At 35.1% G+C, this 20966-nt stretch carries 14 protein-coding genes; 5 read left to right on the top strand and 9 right to left on the bottom strand.

All coding sequences use genetic code 11. The features are described 5' to 3' along the window. Together BXU11_RS15150 and BXU11_RS15145 are read right to left on the bottom strand one after the other, a co-directional pair. Window positions 1–414, bottom strand: a 414-nt coding sequence (locus BXU11_RS15150; RefSeq protein ID WP_223253745.1) for a hypothetical protein, incomplete at its 3' end; no start/stop codon positions are given. After that, complete coding sequence (locus BXU11_RS15145) at window positions 353–2302, bottom strand: hypothetical protein (RefSeq protein WP_078213158.1); 1950 nt, start codon at window positions 2300–2302, stop codon at window positions 353–355. The genes BXU11_RS15150 and BXU11_RS15145, both read right to left, overlap by 62 nt. Window positions 2303–4480: 2178 nt before the next feature. Here BXU11_RS15145 and mef(C) point away from each other — a divergent pair. Next, window positions 4481–5704 carry a macrolide efflux MFS transporter Mef(C) gene (gene mef(C), locus BXU11_RS15135; RefSeq protein WP_078213156.1) on the top strand — a complete coding sequence of 408 codons (1224 nt, stop codon included), beginning with the start codon at window positions 4481–4483 and terminating at the stop codon, window positions 5702–5704. Window positions 5705–5708: 4 nt separating this feature from the next. Then, on the top strand, window positions 5709–6593 hold the full coding sequence (gene mph, locus BXU11_RS15130; protein WP_078213155.1) for an Mph(E)/Mph(G) family macrolide 2'-phosphotransferase: 885 nt from the start codon (window positions 5709–5711) through the stop codon (window positions 6591–6593). A 730-nt stretch (window positions 6594–7323) separates the two neighbouring features. Here mph and xerA read toward each other — a convergent pair. The 5 genes from xerA to thrA form a co-directional block, all read right to left on the bottom strand. Next, window positions 7324–8367, bottom strand: coding sequence for a site-specific tyrosine recombinase/integron integrase (gene xerA, locus BXU11_RS15125; RefSeq protein WP_078213154.1), 1044 nt, complete (start codon window positions 8365–8367; stop codon window positions 7324–7326). A gap of 471 nt (window positions 8368–8838) precedes the next feature. Further along, window positions 8839–10191: a TlpA disulfide reductase family protein gene (locus BXU11_RS15120; protein ID WP_078213153.1), complete on the bottom strand. Its 1353-nt coding sequence runs from the start codon at window positions 10189–10191 to the stop codon at window positions 8839–8841. Window positions 10192–10299: 108 nt separating this feature from the next. After that, window positions 10300–11595 carry a threonine synthase gene (gene thrC / locus BXU11_RS15115; RefSeq protein WP_078213152.1) on the bottom strand — a complete coding sequence of 432 codons (1296 nt, stop codon included), beginning with the start codon at window positions 11593–11595 and terminating at the stop codon, window positions 10300–10302. A gap of 318 nt (window positions 11596–11913) precedes the next feature. Then, window positions 11914–12837 (bottom strand): homoserine kinase, encoded by a 924-nt coding sequence (locus BXU11_RS15110; RefSeq protein WP_078213151.1) that lies wholly within the window; start codon window positions 12835–12837, stop codon window positions 11914–11916. A 104-nt stretch (window positions 12838–12941) separates the two neighbouring features. Then, window positions 12942–15389, bottom strand: a complete 2448-nt coding sequence (gene thrA / locus BXU11_RS15105; RefSeq protein WP_078213150.1) for a bifunctional aspartate kinase/homoserine dehydrogenase I — start codon at window positions 15387–15389, stop codon at window positions 12942–12944. Between the two features lie 800 nt (window positions 15390–16189). Here thrA and hutH point away from each other — a divergent pair. Genes hutH through BXU11_RS15090 form a run of 3 tightly spaced genes read left to right on the top strand, consistent with a single transcriptional unit; the run spans window position 16190 to window position 19716 of the window. Further along, on the top strand, window positions 16190–17704 hold the full coding sequence (hutH, locus tag BXU11_RS15100; protein ID WP_078213149.1) for a histidine ammonia-lyase: 1515 nt from the start codon (window positions 16190–16192) through the stop codon (window positions 17702–17704). Between the two features lie 49 nt (window positions 17705–17753). Further along, on the top strand, window positions 17754–18398 hold the full coding sequence (locus BXU11_RS15095) for a DUF47 domain-containing protein (RefSeq protein WP_024980908.1): 645 nt from the start codon (window positions 17754–17756) through the stop codon (window positions 18396–18398). 28 nt (window positions 18399–18426) lie between these two features. Further along, window positions 18427–19716, top strand: a complete 1290-nt coding sequence (locus BXU11_RS15090; protein ID WP_024980907.1) for an inorganic phosphate transporter — start codon at window positions 18427–18429, stop codon at window positions 19714–19716. A gap of 57 nt (window positions 19717–19773) precedes the next feature. On the opposite strand, the gene BXU11_RS15085 is transcribed toward BXU11_RS15090, so the two are convergent. Next, on the bottom strand, window positions 19774–20250 hold the full coding sequence (locus BXU11_RS15085) for a nuclear transport factor 2 family protein (RefSeq protein ID WP_078213148.1): 477 nt from the start codon (window positions 20248–20250) through the stop codon (window positions 19774–19776). 2 nt (window positions 20251–20252) lie between these two features. Beyond that, window positions 20253–20933: a peptidoglycan DD-metalloendopeptidase family protein gene (locus BXU11_RS15080; RefSeq protein ID WP_078213147.1), complete on the bottom strand. Its 681-nt coding sequence runs from the start codon at window positions 20931–20933 to the stop codon at window positions 20253–20255. Window positions 20934–20966: the final 33 nt, after the last annotated feature.

The following is a 20966-nucleotide window of genomic DNA, read 5'->3' as shown; positions in this document are numbered from 1 at the left end:
ATGTTCTGTTTTGTTTGAAATACTCGGTTCATCGTAATACGGTATCATTACGTTGTCACTGTTTAAATCTAATTTTTGAATTTGGTCCAAAGAAAGCGTTTGTAGATTCATGCTTCTATCAAAACTTTCTTTAATGTCTTTTTCAAGAAAATTTTTGATTCCTTTAACATCGACATAAATTTTACTCTCATCTATTTGTTTAATACCTTGTCGAATCAATAGATTTCTATTAATTTCTGAAATTTCGTTAATGTATTCTTCAAAATTATCTCTGTCAATTCGAGTTAATAATGAGCAAATTTCAATCCTTTCATTATCTAACTGGTCTTGATTTTCAAACTTATGAGAAGAATCAAAAACTTCTTGTTTGCATATGTTTTTTAAAAAATATTGTTTTTGATTTATCAATTTCATCTATTATACTTTCAATCTCTTTTGGATAATCTAAGTCAAAAGAAAATAAAAATTCATCATATGCAATCCAAATATCATTTGGATTTATAAATGATTTATATTGGTGCAGAACTATAGGTGTTGAAATTTCTTTCTTCAAATCCTCATTGTCAGATTCAATGATTTTTTTCAGTAAAAAGTCAGACCTAAGTCGATTTGAAAAATTTGGATTTGCAATGTTATAGCTTGCTATTAGAATCACTGCATCTTGCAATTTATTAAGGTTTAGCAAACAATTTAAAATTCCTTGTACTACCTCTATTAAATTATGCTGGGATTCAAAAGCTGATTTATGTTCAGAAGATGCAAGTAAATTCTGATATGAATAGAGTGCTAATTCATAATTCGCAGATACTTGTAAGGCTTGGCAGTAATATAGAATTTCACGAAACGGTTCAACAGCTAGGCTAATTTTGTTTGTTGACTTACCATTTATTATATTATTTACTTGTTCATAAAAATCAACAGAAATATAGGGTTTAGATTCATTTATCTTGGATAAATATATTTTTGATGTATCAATATTTTTTAAAAAAAGAGTATTGGCTGAATTGAAATAAGATGAGTTCAAATGGGAGTATCTATTAATATCAATTGAGTCAAAGTTTGAAGCATGTTCATTATATACAAATGCAAAGTATTTATAACTCCAACTTATATTTCCTATAGAATTATAAGTTTTTATAGCGTTTATAAGTGAATTTTCAGTCTTGTTATTTTTATTAAAAATATTGTTTAAATCTTCTAGGCATTTCCCAGCAAATGAGTCTATTGGAAAAGGATTTTTGAAAGTTCTTTTTAGATTTATTGTAGATTTTATATAAAATTCATATAATTCAAAGCAATTTGAATTATCAATTAAAAAAGACTCCAAACCTTTTAATACTAATTCGTACTTCCCTTGCAAGTAATTATCAGTAATATTTAAAAGTTGTTCATTCTTTGAGTTAATTTTAAAACTGGGGGTTTCACCTATTGCGTATAACGAATTTATTATTCGATTATCATTTATCCTATTTAGTAATTTGCCTAAATTTATTTTCAGGATACTCTCAATTGATTTGTCTCTTTCAATTTCACTAATAAATAAAAGTACACATTGTATAAATGATTTATATTTATCAATAATTGAACCCGAGTTTTCAATACTTAATATGAAACCCTTGTGATTATATTTTCCTTGTTTGAAAAAATTCAGTTTAAAACATAAATATTCACTTGCTTTAGAGTTTGAATATGCAGCTAACAAGTTATTAAATATCTCTTCGTACTTAAAGAAGGATAGTTTCTTTTCAATTCTTATGCTTTGATACTTTGATATTAAATTAGTTATTGGGTCATTATCAGTCAAAATAATACTAGCCAGAACTTCTTTGTTTTTTTTGAAACCTGTTTCATATTCAGCTATCAAAAGACGCTTTTCAATACTCCATTGTGATACACAAATTTTGGTTTCGATTTCATCAAGGATTAAACTCGAATTCTTATAATTCCCAGCTAAAAAGCTACATTCAAATTTGCTTTCAAGATTTAAAAACTCATTGATTTCATTTTGGTAGTCCAACAGTTCATTTGAATACCAAATAATTTCTTTTGCAAATTCGTCTTTAGATGAATGATTTCCCGATTTTCTTAGTTCAGAATAAGTCTTTGGCAATAAATTACCTTTAACTTCATTTATTCTTTCCTTAGACAAGGAATTAAAAAGTGATTTGGCTTGTGTGTCATTTAAAACATATTTAAGACTATTGAATATTTGTTTACCGCTAATATTAGAAGATGATTTCCCTTTAGCCAAATCTCTTTCTAATTTTCTTCTTTTAGCTCGTCCGCTTTTTCCTTTAGCCATGTTTTTAGATTTTGCTTATTAATTCAATGGTACATAAAATAAGTGCGTTGGCAAAAAATGGCTCTTTTGGTTTTGCGAAGGGTCGGCTTGTGTGTCGGGCAAAACCAAATGTGCCATTTGTGCGGCTGGCTAAAATTGTTTTTAAAAAATGCGGGTCGGCAAAAAAAATAAAACACGAAGCGTTGGGCTGTCGTGTCGGAAAAAAGTCCGCTGTTAAGTTTATATGTTGTCCCAATGTTTCGATAATTGTCTGTCAGTTTAATGGTTGTTGTGTCGTCTAATACGCTTGCCTATAACGTACCGGCCGCTTGGCGAAGGAAAAAAAGGCCTTGACGGTGTCAAGATTTGGCCTTTTTTTCTTTTGCCAATCGGCCTGTTGGGGGTAGTTACTTAATTATGCACAACCATCGCTTAATTAAGTAACGGAGTTGGATAGACTACTCCTCTCTTTTTTTTTCAACACAATGCTATTCAATGAAACCAATTATTTATTGCGCTTAGCAAGCCTGCTAGGCGAAGTCAATAATAGGGGTTTTAGGGCTCTGTTTTTTTGGTGATGTTTAAGTTAGCAAAAATAAATATAGTATTGACTTTGTCATTTATTTTCGATAACTTAGCCAAGTCTTTTACGTTGTCAAACGTATTGAAAGTGAACTTTCTACGATTCCCAATCGAAAGACTTGAAGCCTAAATGCTTTATTCTTCTAAACATCCCAAAAAAATATCCCGAAAATTCATTGTGAAAAAACGTCGTAGTCTAAGTGGCACGGTCCAATTACCTCCAACGTTTGCGGCTATGCGAAGTGCCTTCTTTCGCCGCTTCACTAATGATAGCTAAAATAGCCAAATTTTTTAATTTGTACTATTTTTATCTAAAAAAGCGGAAGGCATTTTGCATAGCCGCTGTTGGGGGTAGTTACTTAATTATGCACAACCATCGCTTAATTAAGTAACGGAGTTGGATAGACTACTCCTCTCTTTTTTTTTCAACACAATGCTATTCAATGAAACCAATTATTTATTGCGCTTAGCAAGCCTGCTAGGCGAAGTCAATAATAGGGGTTTTAGGGCTCTATTTTTTTGGTGATGTTTAAGTTAGCAAAAATAAATATAGTATTGACTTTGTCATTTATTTTCGATAACTTAGCCAAGTCTTTTACGTTGTCAAACGTATTGAAAGTGAACTTTCTACGATTCCCAATCGAAAGACTTGAAGCCTAAATGCTTTATTCTTCTAAACATCCCAAAAAAATATCCCGAAAATTCATTGTGAAAAAACGTCGTAGTCTAAGTGGCACGGTCCAATTACCTCCAACGTTTGCGGCTATGCGAAGTGCCTTCTTTCGCCGCTTCACTAATGATAGCTAAAATAGCCAAATTTTTTAATTTGTACTATTTTTATCTAAAAAAGCGGAAGGCATTTTGCATAGCCGCTGTTGGGGGTAGTTACTTAATTATGCACAACCATCGCTTAATTAAGTAACGGAGTTGGATAGACTACTCCTCTCTTTTTTTTTCAACACAATGCTATTCAATGAAACCAATTATTTATTGCGCTTAGCAAGCCTGCTAGGCGAAGTCAATAATAGGGGTTTTAGGGCTCTATTTTTTTGGTGATGTTTAAGTTAGCAAAAATAAATATAGTATTGACTTTGTCATTTATTTTCGATAACTTAGCCAAGTCTTTTACGTTGTCAAACGTATTGAAAGTGAACTTTCTACGATTCCCAATCGAAAGACTTGAAGCCTAAATGCTTTATTCTTCTAAACATCCCAAAAAAATATCCCGAAAATTCATTGTGAAAAAACGTCGTAGTCTAAGTGGCACGGTCCAATTACCTCCAACGTTTTGGGGCTTTGCGATGGTGGGGCAATCGAAGCACAAATCTTCAATTTTGCACAAAAGTTGAACCGAAGAACAACAGTTGAACTTTGCAGTTTCGCCCCACTATTGCAAAACCCTTGTTAGCTGCTGGGCTTAATTTTGCTAAAATAGCTTATTTTTTGAGATAATAATTTGTACTTTTGTGGCTTCACTTCCAAAAAGTATACAACACGTGGCAAAGCCTTGGATTAAATAATTATTAGGGTAATTCTCTTCAAAACCCACTTTTATGGTATAGTACTCTATTAGTATTATGCTACAATTATTTTGTTGTATAATTTAATCAAGTTTTTATGGAAAACCGTAAATGGTTTAAGACCTATATGTTTATATGGGCTGGACAGTTTGCTTCAATGCTTACAAGTTATGCTGTTCAGTTTGCTATTGTTATATGGCTTAGTCTGGAGTACAAGTCAGCCGAAGTTTTAGCCTACGCAGGAATAGCAGCTATGTTGCCTCAAGCATTGATAGGCTTAATAGCAGGTGTATATGTTGACCGTCTCAAACGTAAATATGTAATGATTTTTTCGGATGCTTTTATAGCTCTCTGTGCCCTTTTGTTACTCGTCATTTTACAAAATGAAAATGTTAATCTTATATGGATATACATTTTATTGGGTTTACGCTCTGTTGGTAATGCTTTTCACGCTCCGGCACTACAGGCAATTGCTCCGCTGATTGTACCCCAAAATGAATTGATAAAGGTAGCAGGAATTAATCAGGTGTTACATTCGGTTTGCAGTATTGGTGGTCCTGCCATTGGCACATTAGCCATTGCTTATCTTCCTATTTCAAAAGTATTGTACTTGGATTTGATTGGAGCATTGCTGGCTATTCTTTCACTCGTGATGGTGAAAATTCCCAATGTGGTTGCGAAGTCAAAATCGTCTGCACATTCTATTGCTACAGAATTTTCGGAAGGGTTTCAGACTGTTTCAAAAAACAAAGGTTTGCGTTATCTTTTTCTTTATGCAATGGCGATAACCTTTGTTATAATGCCAGCTGCCATTATGTTTCCGTTGCTCACAACAGGGCATTTTGCAGGAGGAAAATGGGAGATAGGAATTGTAGAAGTGGTTTGGGGCGGAGGTATGCTTATTGGCGGTGTCATCCTGAGTATTTTCAAATTGAAAGGCTCAAAAGTAGTCGCAGTCAATGTTATGTATGTATTATTGGGACTTACATTTATTTTGAGTGGTGTATTACCTGCAAGTTGGTTTGTAGGATTTGTGATGGTAACAGCCATTGGCGGTATCAGCCTGTCTGTTTTCAATGGCTGTTTTACAGCAATTGTACAAACAGAGGTAAGTCCTGAAAAATTAGGACGTGTATTTTCACTTTATTATAGTTTGGCAGTTTTGCCAAGTGTAATCGGTTTATTATTCACAGGCCTGATTGCAGAAGTTATTGGTGTAAACATTACGTTTATCATAAGCGGTTGTTTGGCAATCCTTGTGGGTATTCTTTCGTTTAGCACTCGCAACTTAATGCAAGTAGGTAAAATCAAAAATATTTAAAAAAATGAAAAATAGAGATATTCAAAAATTAGCGGAAAGAAATGGGTTAATTCTTTCGGATGAAATGAGTTTTAATGAAATGGGAATTGATTTTAAGGTTGGTTTCGCTACAGATAGGGATGGCACAAAGTGGTTGTTGCGTATTCCAAGAAGAACAACCTTAGGCGAACAGATTGCGAATGAGAAACGCATTCTTCAATTGGTGTCGAAATACCTTTCGGTTCAAGTTCCTGATTGGCGTATAGCTAATGAAAAACTGGTAGCCTATCCTTTGCTCGATGGAAAACCTGCACTTACTTATGATGCGGAGACTTATGAAGTAACCTGGAATATGTCTAAAGAAAACGACCTTTATATACCATCATTAGCGAAAGCACTTATAGAACTTCATTCAATTCCTACGGAAGAAGTACTTCGTAATAATCTAAAAGTTTTGACACCTGAACAGGTTAGAAATGAGATTTCTGAAAGATTGATTTTGGTGAAATCTGAATTAGGGATAAATGCCGAATTAGAACTTCGGTACCAAAAATGGCTGGATAATGATGCCTTATGGCCGAATTTTACAAAATTCATTCACGGTGATTTGTATGCAGGTCATACACTTACTCATCATAATGGAGAAGTTTGTGGAATTATTGATTGGTCAACTGCACAAGTCAGCGATATAGCACAAGATTTTTCAGGTCACGTTACTGTTTTCGGTGAAGAAAGTCTGAAAAATTTAATTTCGGCATACGAAAAACAAGGTGGAGAAGTATGGGATAAACTGTTTGAACAAGCAGTTGAACGAGCTGCTGCCGCACCTCTAGCTTATGGATATTTTGCTTTAGAAACACAAGATGAAATTCATCTTAGTTCTGCAAAATTACAGTTAGGTGTTGAGTAGATTTTTTTTAGTAGGGGCTGACACCTTAATCGGGTCAGCTCCCTATTATTTCAAGGGATGTTTGTCTATTAGCGGTGTTGTGTAGCCTTGCAGCTAACGTTTGCGGCTATGCGAAGTGCCTTCTTTCGCCGCTTCACTAATGATAGCTAAAATAGCCAAATTTTTTAATTTGTACTATTTTTATCTAAAAAAGCGGAAGGCATTTTGCATAGCCGCTGTTGGGGGTAGTTACTTAATTATGCACAACCATCGCTTAATTAAGTAACGGAGTTGGATAGACTACTCCTCTCTTTTTTTTTCAACACAATGCTATTCAATGAAACCAATTATTTATTGCGCTTAGCAAGCCTGCTAGGCGAAGTCAATAATAGGGGTTTTAGGGCTCTATTTTTTTGGTGATGTTTAAGTTAGCAAAAATAAATATAGTATTGACTTTGTCATTTATTTTCGATAACTTAGCCAAGTCTTTTACGTTGTCAAACGTATTGAAAGTGAACTTTCTACGATTCCCAATCGAAAGACTTGAAGCCTAAATGCTTTATTCTTCTAAACATCCCAAAAAAATATCCCGAAAATTCATTGTGAAAAAACGTCGTAGTCTAAGTGGCACGGTCCAATTACCTCCAACTAGCATATACACGAAACAAACCTTCGTATATACACCTATATTTGGGTGGCTATGCGAAGGTTGGTTTCGCTTAATTGTTTTTCAAATATATTATTTTTTTTCTTACAAATCATCAAAAGGACTTTTAATTTGTTGCAAACTTTTCGTACTAACATGAGTGTAAATCTCGGTGGTTTTACTACTATTATGGCCTAATAATTCTTGAATGTATCGTAAATCGGTGCCACTTTCTAATAAATGAGTGGCAAAACTGTGGCGCAACCAATGTAAAGTAGCGGGTTTAGGGATTGCTGTTTTTCGAAGGGCTTGTTTGAGTATGAGTTGTAAACTTCTGGCATCATAAGGTTGTCCTTTACTTTGCCCTTCGAACAAATAGTTAGTAGGTTGGTATGCTTTATAGTACTCTCTAAGCATTTCTAATATTTTGGGAGATAAAGGAGCGATTCTGTCTTTTTTACCTTTGGCATTTTTGATTAATACTATATTTCTCTTGGAGTCAATATGTACTGGTTGCAAGGATAATAACTCACCACAACGTAACCCACAACTATAAATTAACGAAAGCATGGTTTTGTGTTTGATATTGCTATGTGCGTTCAATATCGCCTTTACTTCCTCCTTGCTCAACACGTTGGGGAGTACTTTTTCACGTTTGGGACGGTGGATTTTATCTACCATCATCTTGGTTTCTCGAATGGTTTGAAAAAATAATTTTAGGGCATTGACCATCTGATTTTGGTAAGAGGCAGACAGTTTTTTTTCCAAAATATATTCGTTGTTATATACTATTAAATCTTCATTGGTGATTTCGGCAATGGGTTTTTCGCGATAAAAAAACAAAAAGGATTTTAAAGCCTCGCAATAGGTCGTTATCGTGCTTTCACTATACCGTTTCGAACGCATCCATTGTTTAAATTTTTCGATTTGTCCTATGCCTTCTTCAGAAGGAATAGTGTGTGATAAAGTTGGAATTTTAAACCGAATCCGGTTTTCTAAGGTATCTGGCAAATGCCAAACGGCTAAGGTTTGACTCCATCGGGAGCCTTCAAGTTGCTTGATGCGGGAGATTAATGCAGCGTCTTTTTCGAAATAAACGGCTATTCTCTTTTCTTTTCGGTGTGTAATTAATTGGGCTTTCCAGTGCATAAGGCTTATAGTTAGAGAGTTAAAGATAATGAAAAAAGTGAAAAGTGAAAAGTGAATAGTCAGAAGTCAGAAGTAAGAAGCCTTCTACCTTTTCCCTTCTGCCTTTTCTGCTTTCTTATTTCTTATTTCTAACTTCTAATTTCTTATTTCCCTAGCCCTGATGGGAGTGGAAATCCTCTGGCTCGGGTGGCTATTTTTTGGCGGGTGGGAAAGAGCGACCTAAGAAGCTCCTTTGCCGCCCAGCCAAAAAAGCCACGCGAGACGGAGATTGCAGCGGACAGCAGGATTAAGCTCCTAAAAAAAAGCGACTCCTTTACAGAAATCGCTTATGGATAGGGTAGAGGAGGAATTATTGATTTTGTAAAAACGCTTTCAATCCCTCGTAGGTTTTGATTTTGGTACTTATTTTTCTTGGTTTAAAGTACTTTGAATTTGGAGGTGGAACAGGTTGTTTGATTAATTAAATTTAAGTTATAATTTCAAACTGTTCAATAATTCGATCAGTTTTGGGTCGGATGGAAAAGGTGCTTGCGCATTCACAATATTGCCATTTGAATCAATTAGGATAAATCTAGGTATTGCAGTAATATTATATTCTTTTATAAACTTTGAATCCCATTCATTATCTGCCAATAATTGAATTCCACTCATCTTTTTATCAGTAACTAGTTTACTCCATTTTTCTCGGTCTTTACTATTATCAATTGAAATGCTTACAAAAACAATGTTTTTGCCTTGAAATTGCTCTTCAATTTTTTCTAGTGCTGGTATTTCTTCACGGCAAGGTCCACACCAAGTAGCCCAAACATCAATATAAACGTTTTTTCCTTTCAAACTTTCTAAGGATGTTGTTCCTCCTTTGTGGTTTTCATAATTAAAAAATGGAGAAGGTTTTCCTGGTTCGACTGCTATTGTTTTATTGTAATTATTAGATAGAATTTCCTCGATTTTTGGATCACTTGTAATGGAAAGGAATTCGTTGTATGTGTTTTTGAAATTTGCATTTTCAATGTTAATATCATTAATGCCATATAGAATTAATCGATTCTTAATACTTTGACTTTTTAGTGCTTTGATTTCAGGAATGGCATCCTTTGCTGAAACAAAAAAGCTTGTTCCATTTCCTTTAATATTTTCATAGAATTTTGCCATTACAATATCTTGATATTCAATAGAGAACAAAAAATAGGATTCATTGTCTAAATCTATTTTTTTGTCAAATTTCGGAAATGTATCAGATACTTCAAATCCATTCAAATTAGCATAATAGCCATGCATTTTTATATAATACAATAAATTTCTTTGTTCTAAGTAATGAATGCTTATTGCCTCTTTTTCTTTGAAATTGGAGTCTGAAAATTTAGTTTTTTGATATAAAATGTCAATAGAATTTTTGATCTCCTTTACTTTTTTCAAAAAGTCAATTTCATTCAATTTATACAATTCTTCATTTGATGTTTGCGATGCAATAATTGTTTTTTTAGCAATATATTGATTTTCTATACTTCCCTTGCCAGTATACTTTAGAGTAGAATTGAAGTTGGTATCATCGGCAGTTATACTCATTTTAGAATCTTTTGAAAAATAGATGGGCATCCTATTTTTAGAAGTTTCAATGGTATAAATTCCTTCGTAATCAATAAGTAATTTTTCGGAAAATGTTCCGTCTAGTTTTAAATCGATTTCTTTTTCAAAAGACTCTCCTTTGATCCAGATTTTTTTGACTTCGGTATTTGTAATTTTACCTGAAAGAGTGATTGTTGCTTTTGGATTTGTAAATGAAGAAAGTAACGCAATTAATAATATAAAGCCGTATTTTTTCATAAGATTTTTTTTATCAAATATATTAATTTATGCTTTCTTCTTATTCTTATTTATTCAAAAAAAAAGGCTAAATTTTAATTTTAGCCTTTTTAAATATTTTAAAAAAAGTTAGTTTTTTTGTAAAAACGCTTTCAGTTCCTCGTAGGTTTTGATTTTGGTACTTATTTTATCTTTGTTTAAGACACTTTCTATTTGTGGCGGAATGGGTAAAGTCACGCCTAATGCGGGTTCTACGATGTCTAAAAACTTGATAGGGTGTGCGGTTTCCAGAAAAACTCCCAAGGCATCGGGATGGTTTTGCAACTCTTTTTTCAATCCTAAATAACCTACTGCTCCGTGTGGTTCTGCGATGTAGCCTTTTTGCTCTTGGATGGTTTTCATGGCCTCGAGTGTCACGGCATCGCTAAAGGTGTAGGATGAAAAGTCTTTTTCGAATTGTTTCAAATCATGTTGATACATTTCTTGGATGCGCACAAAATTACTCGGATTGCCCACATCCATAGCATTCGAAATCGTAGCGATGGAAGGTTTTGGGTCGTAAACGCCATTTTCTAGGAAACGCGGTACGGTATCGTTGGCATTGGTAGCAGCTACAAAATGTTCGATAGGTAATCCCAATTTTTTAGCGATAATACCCGCGCAAATGTTGCCAAAATTTCCACTCGGGCAAGAGAAGACTAAGGGTTTCTGCTGTTGTTTCAAGGCTTTGTAAGCAAAGAAAAAGTAGAACATTTGGGGAAGCCAACGTGCAATATTGATAGAATTTGCAGAAGTTAAATGAACAGCGGCCAATTCAGAGTCCAAAAAAGCTTTTTTGACCATGTCCTGACAATCGTCGAAAACACCATCTACTTCGAGGGCTTTGATGTTTTGTCCCAAAGTGGTCAATTGGCGTTCCTGAATGTCGCTCACTTTACCTGATGGATACAAAATCACGACATCCACTCCAGTCACGCCCAAAAAACCACTGGCTACGGCGCCGCCTGTATCTCCAGAAGTAGCTACCAATACTGTATTCTTTTTGGAAGGGTCGTTTCGGTTGAAATAAGCAATGCAACGCGACATGAAACGCGCACCAACATCTTTGAACGCCATCGTTGGGCCGTGAAATAATTCTAAAGAATAAATCCCGTTTTCTACTTCCACTACAGGGAAATCAAAGCAAAGCGTTTCGGCTATGATTTTTCGTAGTGTGTCGGCTGGAATTTCGTCGCCCACAAATTGCTGAATGGCTTGAAAAGCGATTTCCTCGTGGGATAAATTTTCGATGTTTTCAAAAAAGTCGGCCGCTAAAGGTTGAATCGATTCAGGAAAATATAAGCCTTTATCGGAGGCCAGTCCTTGTACCACCGCTTCCTCAAAAGAAACGTTGGGTGCATTATGGTTTAAGCTGTAGTATTTCATTTTTAGTGAATAGTCGCTCTCGACTGCGCTCGAGCTGACAGTAATTAGTGATTAGTAATTAGTAATTAGTCCTTAGTGATTAGTTTATGGTTTGTTCTTTTGCTTGAATAAAACTGTATTCCCCATTTGGCAATGTTATTAAGTTAAGGACTAAATGATAAAATGATTGCTGATTTTTGATTAACGATTTTTGATGTTTAAGATGCTGAAAATGATATAATTTTTACTCACTTGCTCCAAAATCTAAAATCAAGAATCGTTAATCTTCAATCTAAAATCTCTCAACTTAATGATATTTTCCCCTTCGGGGTTAGGGGGCTATGCTATTATACTAACTCCATCTGGATTGATTTTCGACACGTGAATTTCGTAGGGCAAATTCATTTCCTCATAAATTTTACTCATGGCATCGGCTATCTTTTGAGCGTTGGTTTCGCCTTTGCTTAATGCAAAAATTGAAGGGCCAGAACCTGAAATTCCAGAGCCCAAAGCACCGTTTTCGTAAGCGGTTTGTTTGATGGCATCAAAACCCGGAATCAACATACTGCGAACGGGTTCTATGATTTCGTCATGCAATGAACGCCCAATAAGTTCGTAATCTTGGGTGTACAAGCCAGCGACTAAACCACCCACATTCCCCCATTGTGTAATGGCACTTTTTAGGGAAACAGTTTGCTTCAAAACCGAACGCGCATCCGATGTTTTGAGTTCAATTTGTGGATGAACTACCGTGGCGTATAATTCTGAGGGACTGTCGATTTTGATAATATCTAAAGGGTTGGAACTTCTTACTAATGTGAAGCCTCCCAAAAGGCAAGGGGCTACATTATCAGCATGGGCATTGCCACTGGCTAGTTTTTCGCCTTGCATGGCAAATTGTACTAATTCCTTGCGTGAAAAAGGGCGGCCTAGCAATTCATTAATTCCAAAAACAGCTCCGGCTGAACTCGCTGCACTGCTTCCAATACCGCTTCCAGCTTTGATATTTTTGTAGATCTCGATTTCAAAACCTAGTTCTGTTTCGAAAGCTTCTAGCAGGGCTAAAGCGGCTACTCCAGCAACGTTTTTTTCAGTTTCTAAAGGTAAATCGGCCCCTACGATTTTGGTAATGCGAACGCCTTTTTCGGTAGAAGCTCGCACAATCATTTCGTCGCCTGCAGTGGCCAAACACAAGCCCAAGACATCAAATCCACAAGAAAGATTAGCGATAGTAGCCGGGCAAAATAGTTTTATTTCTTTCATAAGTCAGCCCCTCCCGACCTCCCCAAAAGGGAGGAGTACAGAGGATTTATTAGTTAATATTTATTTTAAGCTCTCGAGATTCTTCGCCGTGGCGAGTTAGGGAGCTACACATTTCCAATTCGAATGACATCGGCAAAAATTCCTGAAGCCGTAACCGCAGCACCAGCACCAGCGCCTTTAATCAATAACGGTTGGTCTACATAACGATCGGTGTAGAATAACACGATATTGTCTTTTCCTTCTAAGTTATAAAACGGATGGTCTTTGGCGATGAATTGCAATCCGACATTGGCTTTGCCGTTTTCGAATTGGGCAACAAATTTGAGACGGGATTCTTTTTCGTTAGCTTCTTTTAATAATTGCTCAAAATGGGAGGCATTTGTTAGAAGTGATTTAAAGAAATCGTCATTGTTATTGGTTTTCATGCATTCATCTGGTAAGAAAGAAAGATTTTCTATGTCTTCAATTTCCATTTGATAACCGCTTTCTCTAATAAGGATTAAAATCTTTCTTGCTACATCAACTCCGCTTAAATCGATTTTTGGGTCAGGTTCTGTAAATCCTTGAACGCCTGCTTCTTTTACTACATCATGAAAAGAATAATTTGGACCGAAATTATTAAAGATGAAATTCAAACTTCCTGATAAAACCGCTTGTATTTTGTGCACTTTATCGCCTGATGCAATTAAGTTTTTTACTGTGTCAATAATTGGTAATCCTGCACCTACATTGGTTTCGAATAAGAAAGGAGCATTGTATTTTCTGGATAAATTTTTAAGGTTTTGGTAGTTGGCATACGCCGATGAACAAGCAATTTTGTTACAAGTCACTACTGCTACGTTTTGTCTTAAAAATTGTTCATAAAGCTTAGACACACTTTCATTGGCAGTAATGTCTACAAATATGCTGTTGCGTAAATTGAGTTCTTTTACTTTAGCAATAAAAGCCTCGGCATTTGCGGGTTCACCAGTTGCTAAAAGGGATGCCCATTCTTTGAGCGACATGCCTTCTTCGTCAAAATACATGTTTCTAGAATTAGAAACAGCAATAACACGCAAATTGATTTTTAAATTCTCTTTTAGGAATTTCTTTTGTTGCTGGATTTGCTCCATGAATTTTTCCCCAACATTGCCCACACCCATGACAAATAAGTTGAGTTGCTTGATGTTTTCTTCAAAGAAGTTTTCGTGTAAAGTATTCAAGGCTTTTTTAACATCTCTTTCATTGATGACCACAGATATATTTCTCTCTGAAGCCCCTTGTGCAATCGCTCGAATATTGACATTGTTTTTCCCAAGTGTACTAAACATACGTCCGCTAAGCCCTTGATGGTTCTTCATGTTTTCGCCTACTAAAGCAATAATGCATAGGTTTTTTTCAACGATGCAAGGTTCGACTTTGTTTTGAGTAATTTCAATTTCAAACGCTTTGTTGATGGCGATTTCTGCATTTTCTGCATCAGAATTCAAAATACCAATACAGATGGAATGTTCTGACGAGGCTTGCGTAATGAAAATAACATTGATGTTTTCGTTTGACAATACTTCAAAAAGACGTTTAGAAGAACCCGCCACGCCAATCATACCCGAGCCTTCGAGCGTAATAAGTGTGATGTTGTCAATATGACTGATTCCCTTTACAGGTGAACCATTAGCAGCAATTGTATTCGAAATAAAAGTGCCTTCTGCTTCTGGCTCAAAAGTGTTTTTAATAAGTATTGGAATGTTTTTTCTTAATACCGGCTGAATAGTTGGTGGATATAAAACTTTAGCCCCAAAATGAGACAACTCCATTGCTTCTTGATAAGAGATAGTGGCAATAGGTTGTGCTTGTTTTACCAATTTAGGATTGGCAGTGTACATTCCGTTTACATCTGTCCAAATTTCTAGTTCATCAACTGCTAATGCACTAGCAAGAATCGCCGCTGAATAATCTGAACCACCACGTCCTAGAGTAGTAGTAATTCCATCTTCTGTTGCTCCAATGAAACCTGGAAGGAGCACTACTTTAGCATCATTGTTTGCAAAGTAATCTTGGATGAGACGATTGCTTACTTCAAAATTCACGCTTGCTTTTCCAAAAGTTGCGTTGGTTTTAATGAGTTCACGACTGTCTTTATAACTACTGCTTTTTAAGTTTTGTTTTAAAGCTTCAGCAATGATGAATGAAGATAATAATTCTCCAAAACTTAAAATGGTGTCGGCAGTTCTTGGAGATAATTCACCTAACAAGAAACAACCATCCAACAATGTTTCTAGGTGATTGATGATGCGTTTGATGTGGCTCAACAAAGCACTTTGCTCGCTAACTGGAATTAGTTGTTTTAAGGTGTCCAAGTGTTTTTTCTCAATTTCTAAAACGATGTCTCTAAAACTTTCGTCGTTTTGTGCGGCTTTAGAAGCAGCTAGTTGTAGTAAATCTGTGACTTTGCTTAAGGCAGAAACAACTACTGCAAGTGGTTCTTTTTCTGCTTTTCCTGAAATTATGGCTAAGACTAATTTGATATTATCGGCATTGGCTACAGAAGTTCCGCCAAATTTTAATACTCTCATTTTGTGTTTTATTTAATTGAATGCTAAGGTTTGCTGCCTCCCATTAGTCTATTGTCTATAGAATAGGGGAGATGTAAATCGGATGATATGTAAAAGTGTATACCCCTAAAGGGTAGTAGTAGTAGTAGTAGCGGTAGAAATGGTGCTAACAGCAAAAGCAACCCCAGTTGGCGTTGTCATGTGTAGTGTGTATATGCTATTAGTGTTTTCCATTGTGATTTTTCAAAAGTACAGTTTTTTTGTAAAGATTTGTAACTGTTGTGTCTTTTTACGAATATTTTAAAATATACTGACAAATTTTCTTAAAATTACATTAAATATATTTTAGCTGTGAAATAATTGTGATATACGCTTTATTAATCATACTTGTCCGATAGGGTATTCTGTTTTTAACCTAAAATAAAACTCTTGTGTAAGTTTGTTTTTGGCTAGTTATCGCTTAATGCTATCAAAATATACTTATTTTTTACATCTTACTATTTGGGCGTTACCACAAGGGCCGGGCTTTACGTTACAATCTTTTTGAGGCTGAAAAAGCCTCAAAAAGGATTTTCACTACAATCCCTAACGCAAAACACTGTGCTTAATGGATATAAGACGTAGGAACTAAAGACATGTGAGTCGAAAAGAATTCAGAATGAAGTGGCTGTTGCTGGTACTAGCGGAATAAACAGCATTTGTATGTTATGGAGTAGCAGACTAGGTAAATGTTAAAATGACGGATTGAATTTAATTATTTCTATTTTCAGTTGCTTATTACTGCGAATTTATTCAATTTTGACGCTTAAACGATTCTTAAAATGGATAATACCTATTATATTTCTACCGAACTCCTTACTTTTGAAGCACTTCAAGAGATTGTTGTTTTTCAAAAGACTATTGCTTTGTCTGAAGAGGCTAAAGTGAATATTCAAAAATGCCGGGATTTTTTGGATAAAAAAATGGCTACTCATAACGAACCTATTTATGGCATTAATACTGGTTTTGGCTCGTTGTGTAATGTTAAAATTTCTAACGAAAACCTTACTAAACTTCAAGAGAATTTAGTTAAATCGCATGCTTGTGGTACAGGTGAGGAAGTGCCTTTTGCTATTGTTCAGTTGATGTTATTGCTTAAAATTCAATCCTTAAGTTATGGTCATTCTGGAGTGCAATTGCAAACGGTTGAACGTTTGGTGGATTTTTATAACAACGGAATTTATCCTGTAGTTTATACTTTGGGGTCCCTTGGTGCTTCGGGTGATTTGGCGCCTTTGGCTCATTTGTCACTACCTTTACTTGGAGAAGGTGAGGTGTATTTTGAAGGGAATAAAGTAGCTGCCAAAGAGATATTAGCTAGTTTCAATTGGGAGCCTATTATTTTGCAATCCAAAGAAGGTTTGGCTTTGTTGAACGGAACTCAGTTTATGGCTGCTTACGGCGCTCATATTATAATTAAAGGGCATAAGTTATCCTATTTTGCAGATTTAATTGGGGCAATTTCCTTAGAAGGTTTTGATGGACGCATAGAACCGTTTACTGAATTGATTCATTTTATTCGTCCTCATAAAGGGCAAATTCAAACAGCACAGCGCATGAATGATTTCCTTGAAGGAAGTCAGATTGTGGCGCAGCCCAAAGCACATGTTCAGGATCCCTATTCGTTTAGATGTATACCTCAAGTTCATGGCGCTTCAAAAGATGCCATGGAGTATGTGAAAAAAGTGTTTAAGACCGAAATAAATTCGGTTACCGATAATCCAAATATTTTCATTGAAAGTGATCAAATTATTTCTGGAGGTAATTTTCACGGTCAACCTCTGGCATTGGCGCTCGATTTTATGGCAATTGCTTTGGCTGAATTGGGAAGTATTTCAGAAAGAAGAACCTATCAATTAATTTCTGGCTTACGAAATCTTCCAGCTTTTTTGGTTGATAATCCTGGATTGAATTCAGGTTTTATGATTCCGCAATACACCGCAGCAAGTATTGTGAGTCAAAATAAGCAATTAGCAACGCCTTCAAGTGTGGATAGTATTGTGTCTAGTAATGGTCAAGAAGATCATGTAAGTATGGGGGCGAATGGAGCTACAAAATGTCTTCGAGTATTGGATAATCTAGAGCGTATTTTGGCGATTGAGTTGATGAACGCTTCGCAGGCCATAGAATTTAGAAGACCTTTACAGTCTAGTAATTTTATAGAAATGTTCTTGAATTCGTATCGTCAAGAAGTGCCATTTGTTAATGAAGATCGAATTTTACATTACGATATTGAGAAGACAATTTCCTTCTTGAATAGTTTTCATATTGATGACGAATTGATAACATTAAGCTAACATTAGCCGCAAATAATGAACTAATTTTGCAACTCTAAATCTATAAAAAATGACAATTAATAGTTTATTCCAATTTTTAGTACCAAAAGACAAAAAATTCTTTCCACTTTTCGAAGAAGCTTCTAGTAATTTAATTGAATTGGCTTCGAATTTACATGAAGCGGTTAATTTGCCTTTGAAAGAACGAGAAGTTTTGTTTTTGAAAATTGATGAATTAGAACAACGTGGAGAAGATATTACCCGTCAAACGAACTTAGAGTTGAGTAGAAATTTTATCACTCCATTTGATAGAGAAGATATTTATTCTTTAATTACATCTATTGACAACGTAGCTGATAATTTACATGGTGCGGCTAGTAGAATGCGTTTATATCAAGTCGATAAAATCACCAAATCGATTCGTAAATTGACAGAAATCAATCTTGAGGCTTGTCATCATATTGATGAAGCGGTGAAAGAGTTGAAAAATTTAGAGCGCATGAAAACCATAACCAATGCTTGTGCTAAAATTAATAAGTTAGAAAACAAGTCGGATAACGTTTACAACAAAGCTGTTTTTGAAATCTTCGAAAACGAAACGGATGTAAAAAATATCATTAAATATAAAGAGGTACTGTCAGTTTTAGAAACAGCTACAGACAAATGTAAGAGTGTAGCTAGTGTTTTAGAGTCTATCACTGTAAAACATTCCTAAACTTTTGTTCTTTATATAAAATACAATTATGGAATTTACTTTATTAATAGTTATTATAGTTTTGGCTTTAATCTTTGATTATATCAATGGTTTTCATGATGCCGCCAATGCTATTGCTACAGTGGTAGCTACTAAAGTGCTCTCGCCATTTCAAGCGGTACTTTGGGCTGCGTTTTTTAACTTTTTAGCCTACTGGGTTTTTGGTTTTGGGGTAGCCGATACGGTGGCTAAAACCGCTAGTACCATGGATATCAATTTAGTTGTGATCTTAGCTGGTGTTATTGCTGCGATCATATGGAATTTATTGACATGGTGGTTAGGGATTCCTTCAAGTTCTTCCCACACTTTAATTGGTGGATTTGCAGGTGCTGCTATTGCTCATGCTGGTTTTGGAGTTGTAACTTGGTTCAAAGAAGGAAAAGATGGTGGATTACCTTCAGGAGTTTTAATCGTGATTGCCTTCATTGTTTTGGCCCCTTTGTTAGGAGCTTTAATATCTTATTTGATCTCGATTTGGTTGTTGAATTCTTCTAAGAAAAGCATTTATCCAAAGATTTTTACTCTATCATTAATGGCGGTAACGGTTTGGTTTGTTGAGAAGCAAATGAAATATTTTGCTGATATTGAAAAACCTCGTTTCCCAGATTCTCAATTTTGGAGCGTGGCATTTGAAGCGCATAATATCAAATGGTTGCTAGTGGCATTTATTGTTTTGTCCATCAGTACATTTTGTTTGATTTTTAGTTATTTGAATATTCATCAAGCAAACTCTTGGTTAAAAAAATTCCAATTGCTTTCTTCCGCTGCTTTTAGTTTAGGACATGGAGGGAATGATTCTCAAAAAGTAATGGGAATTATTGCAGCTGCTGTAGCAGTGTATATTCATACTAGTGGTGTAACTCAAGAATCATTGCCAGATTGGTTGAATGTTATTTTACCTAATGATGATGGTGAAGGTTCTAATATGCCACAATGGATTCCGTTGGCTTGTTATTCTGCTATCGCCTTAGGTACTTTAAGCGGTGGTTGGAAAATTGTAAAAACAATGGGTTCTAAAATTACTAAAGTGACTTCTTTTGAAGGTGTTGCTGCAGAAACTGCGGGAGCTTTGACTTTGTATTTTACAGAACATTTAAAAATTCCAGTAAGTACAACGCATACCATAACTGGTTCTATTATTGGAGTAGGTTTGACGAATAGAGTCTCGGCAGTTCGTTGGGGAGTAACCGTAAGTTTGATGTGGGCTTGGGTGTTAACCATTCCAATTTCAGCATTGTTAGCAGCAATTACTTATTACATACTAAGTATCTTTTTGTAGAATAACAAACAATATATTAAAAAGGGCTATGAAGAATTTTTTCTTGATAGCCTTTTTTTATGAGGTTTGTCGCTCACTATATTTTTTTAAGGAATACAATGCTTTTTCTTGAATTTTCTTTTGAAAAAAGCCTGTCCATCCCAATAAAAAGCCTTTCCATCCAAGTGCTTGTTTGGACCATTTCCATACATCAAAATTGTCGTTATGTTTGTATATAAGCCCATCTTTGAATTCAAATTCAGCGGAGATAGGATTGATTACTTTTCGGTTAGTTTGTGAAAAAGTGTAATGTGCAACCCATGTAGCACTACCATGGATTTCGTCTGCTTTCACATTGGTATATTCTATTTTTATAGCACCTTTGGCTCTTTCTAAAAGCATTTTCCACATCATACTGGCTTGCTCCTCTTTCAAAAGTCCAAAAGCAGGATCACTAAATTGAATGTCAGTGTGGTAACATTGCTTCATGGTAAGAGCATCGTTATTTTGAAAAGCGGTGTAGAATTTATGGATGAGTTGTTCGTTGGGATGCATGATTATGAGTTGATTTTTAATAATAAGTTAGGATCTGGACAATTTTTAAGATAAAAAGGAAGTGTGCTTGGACTGCATACGCCAGGATAATCACCTACTTTTTTTTGTAAGTCTTTGATGATTTGGAAATGCAAATGAGGGGCATAGTCTCCATTTACGCTTGCTTTTCCTAATGTGGCTATTTGTTCTCCTTTTTTTACAACTTGTTCCTTGGATAGCTTTTGAATGCTCTCTAATGATAGATGACCATATAAAGTGTAAAATTGATGATTGTTTATTTTGTGTTCTAGAATAATGGTAGGACCATAATCTCCCAATTGATTATTGCATTGAAAGCTGTGAACTTTTCCGTCTAAAGCTGCTAGAATTGGAGTATCGGCAGTTGTCCATAAATCTAAACCGATATGAATGTTTCGTTCCTCTTGTTCGGAGGAATTAAATACGCTACTTCTTTTGTATAGATTTCTTGTTTCGTTATATCCTCCATAGGCGATTACGCCTTGATTTTGTTTTAAATAATTTCTTATATAGTTTTCAAAATCAGTAGCAGTAGTCAGATTATGCTTTAGTAATTCTTGGTTTTGAATAGATAAATCTAACGGTACGTATTTGGAGTAAGGGACATCAGATGCAATTACTTTTATTGCTTCGCTTTTTTGTAGTATGGCTTCAAGTGTATTCATTTCTTTTTATTGATTTTTAAAAATAATAAAAAT

This window comes from Flavobacterium sp. LM5, assembly GCF_002017945.1.
Lineage (GTDB): Bacteria > Bacteroidota > Bacteroidia > Flavobacteriales > Flavobacteriaceae > Flavobacterium > Flavobacterium succinicans.
This window is presented reverse-complemented; position numbering and strand designations above follow the sequence as displayed.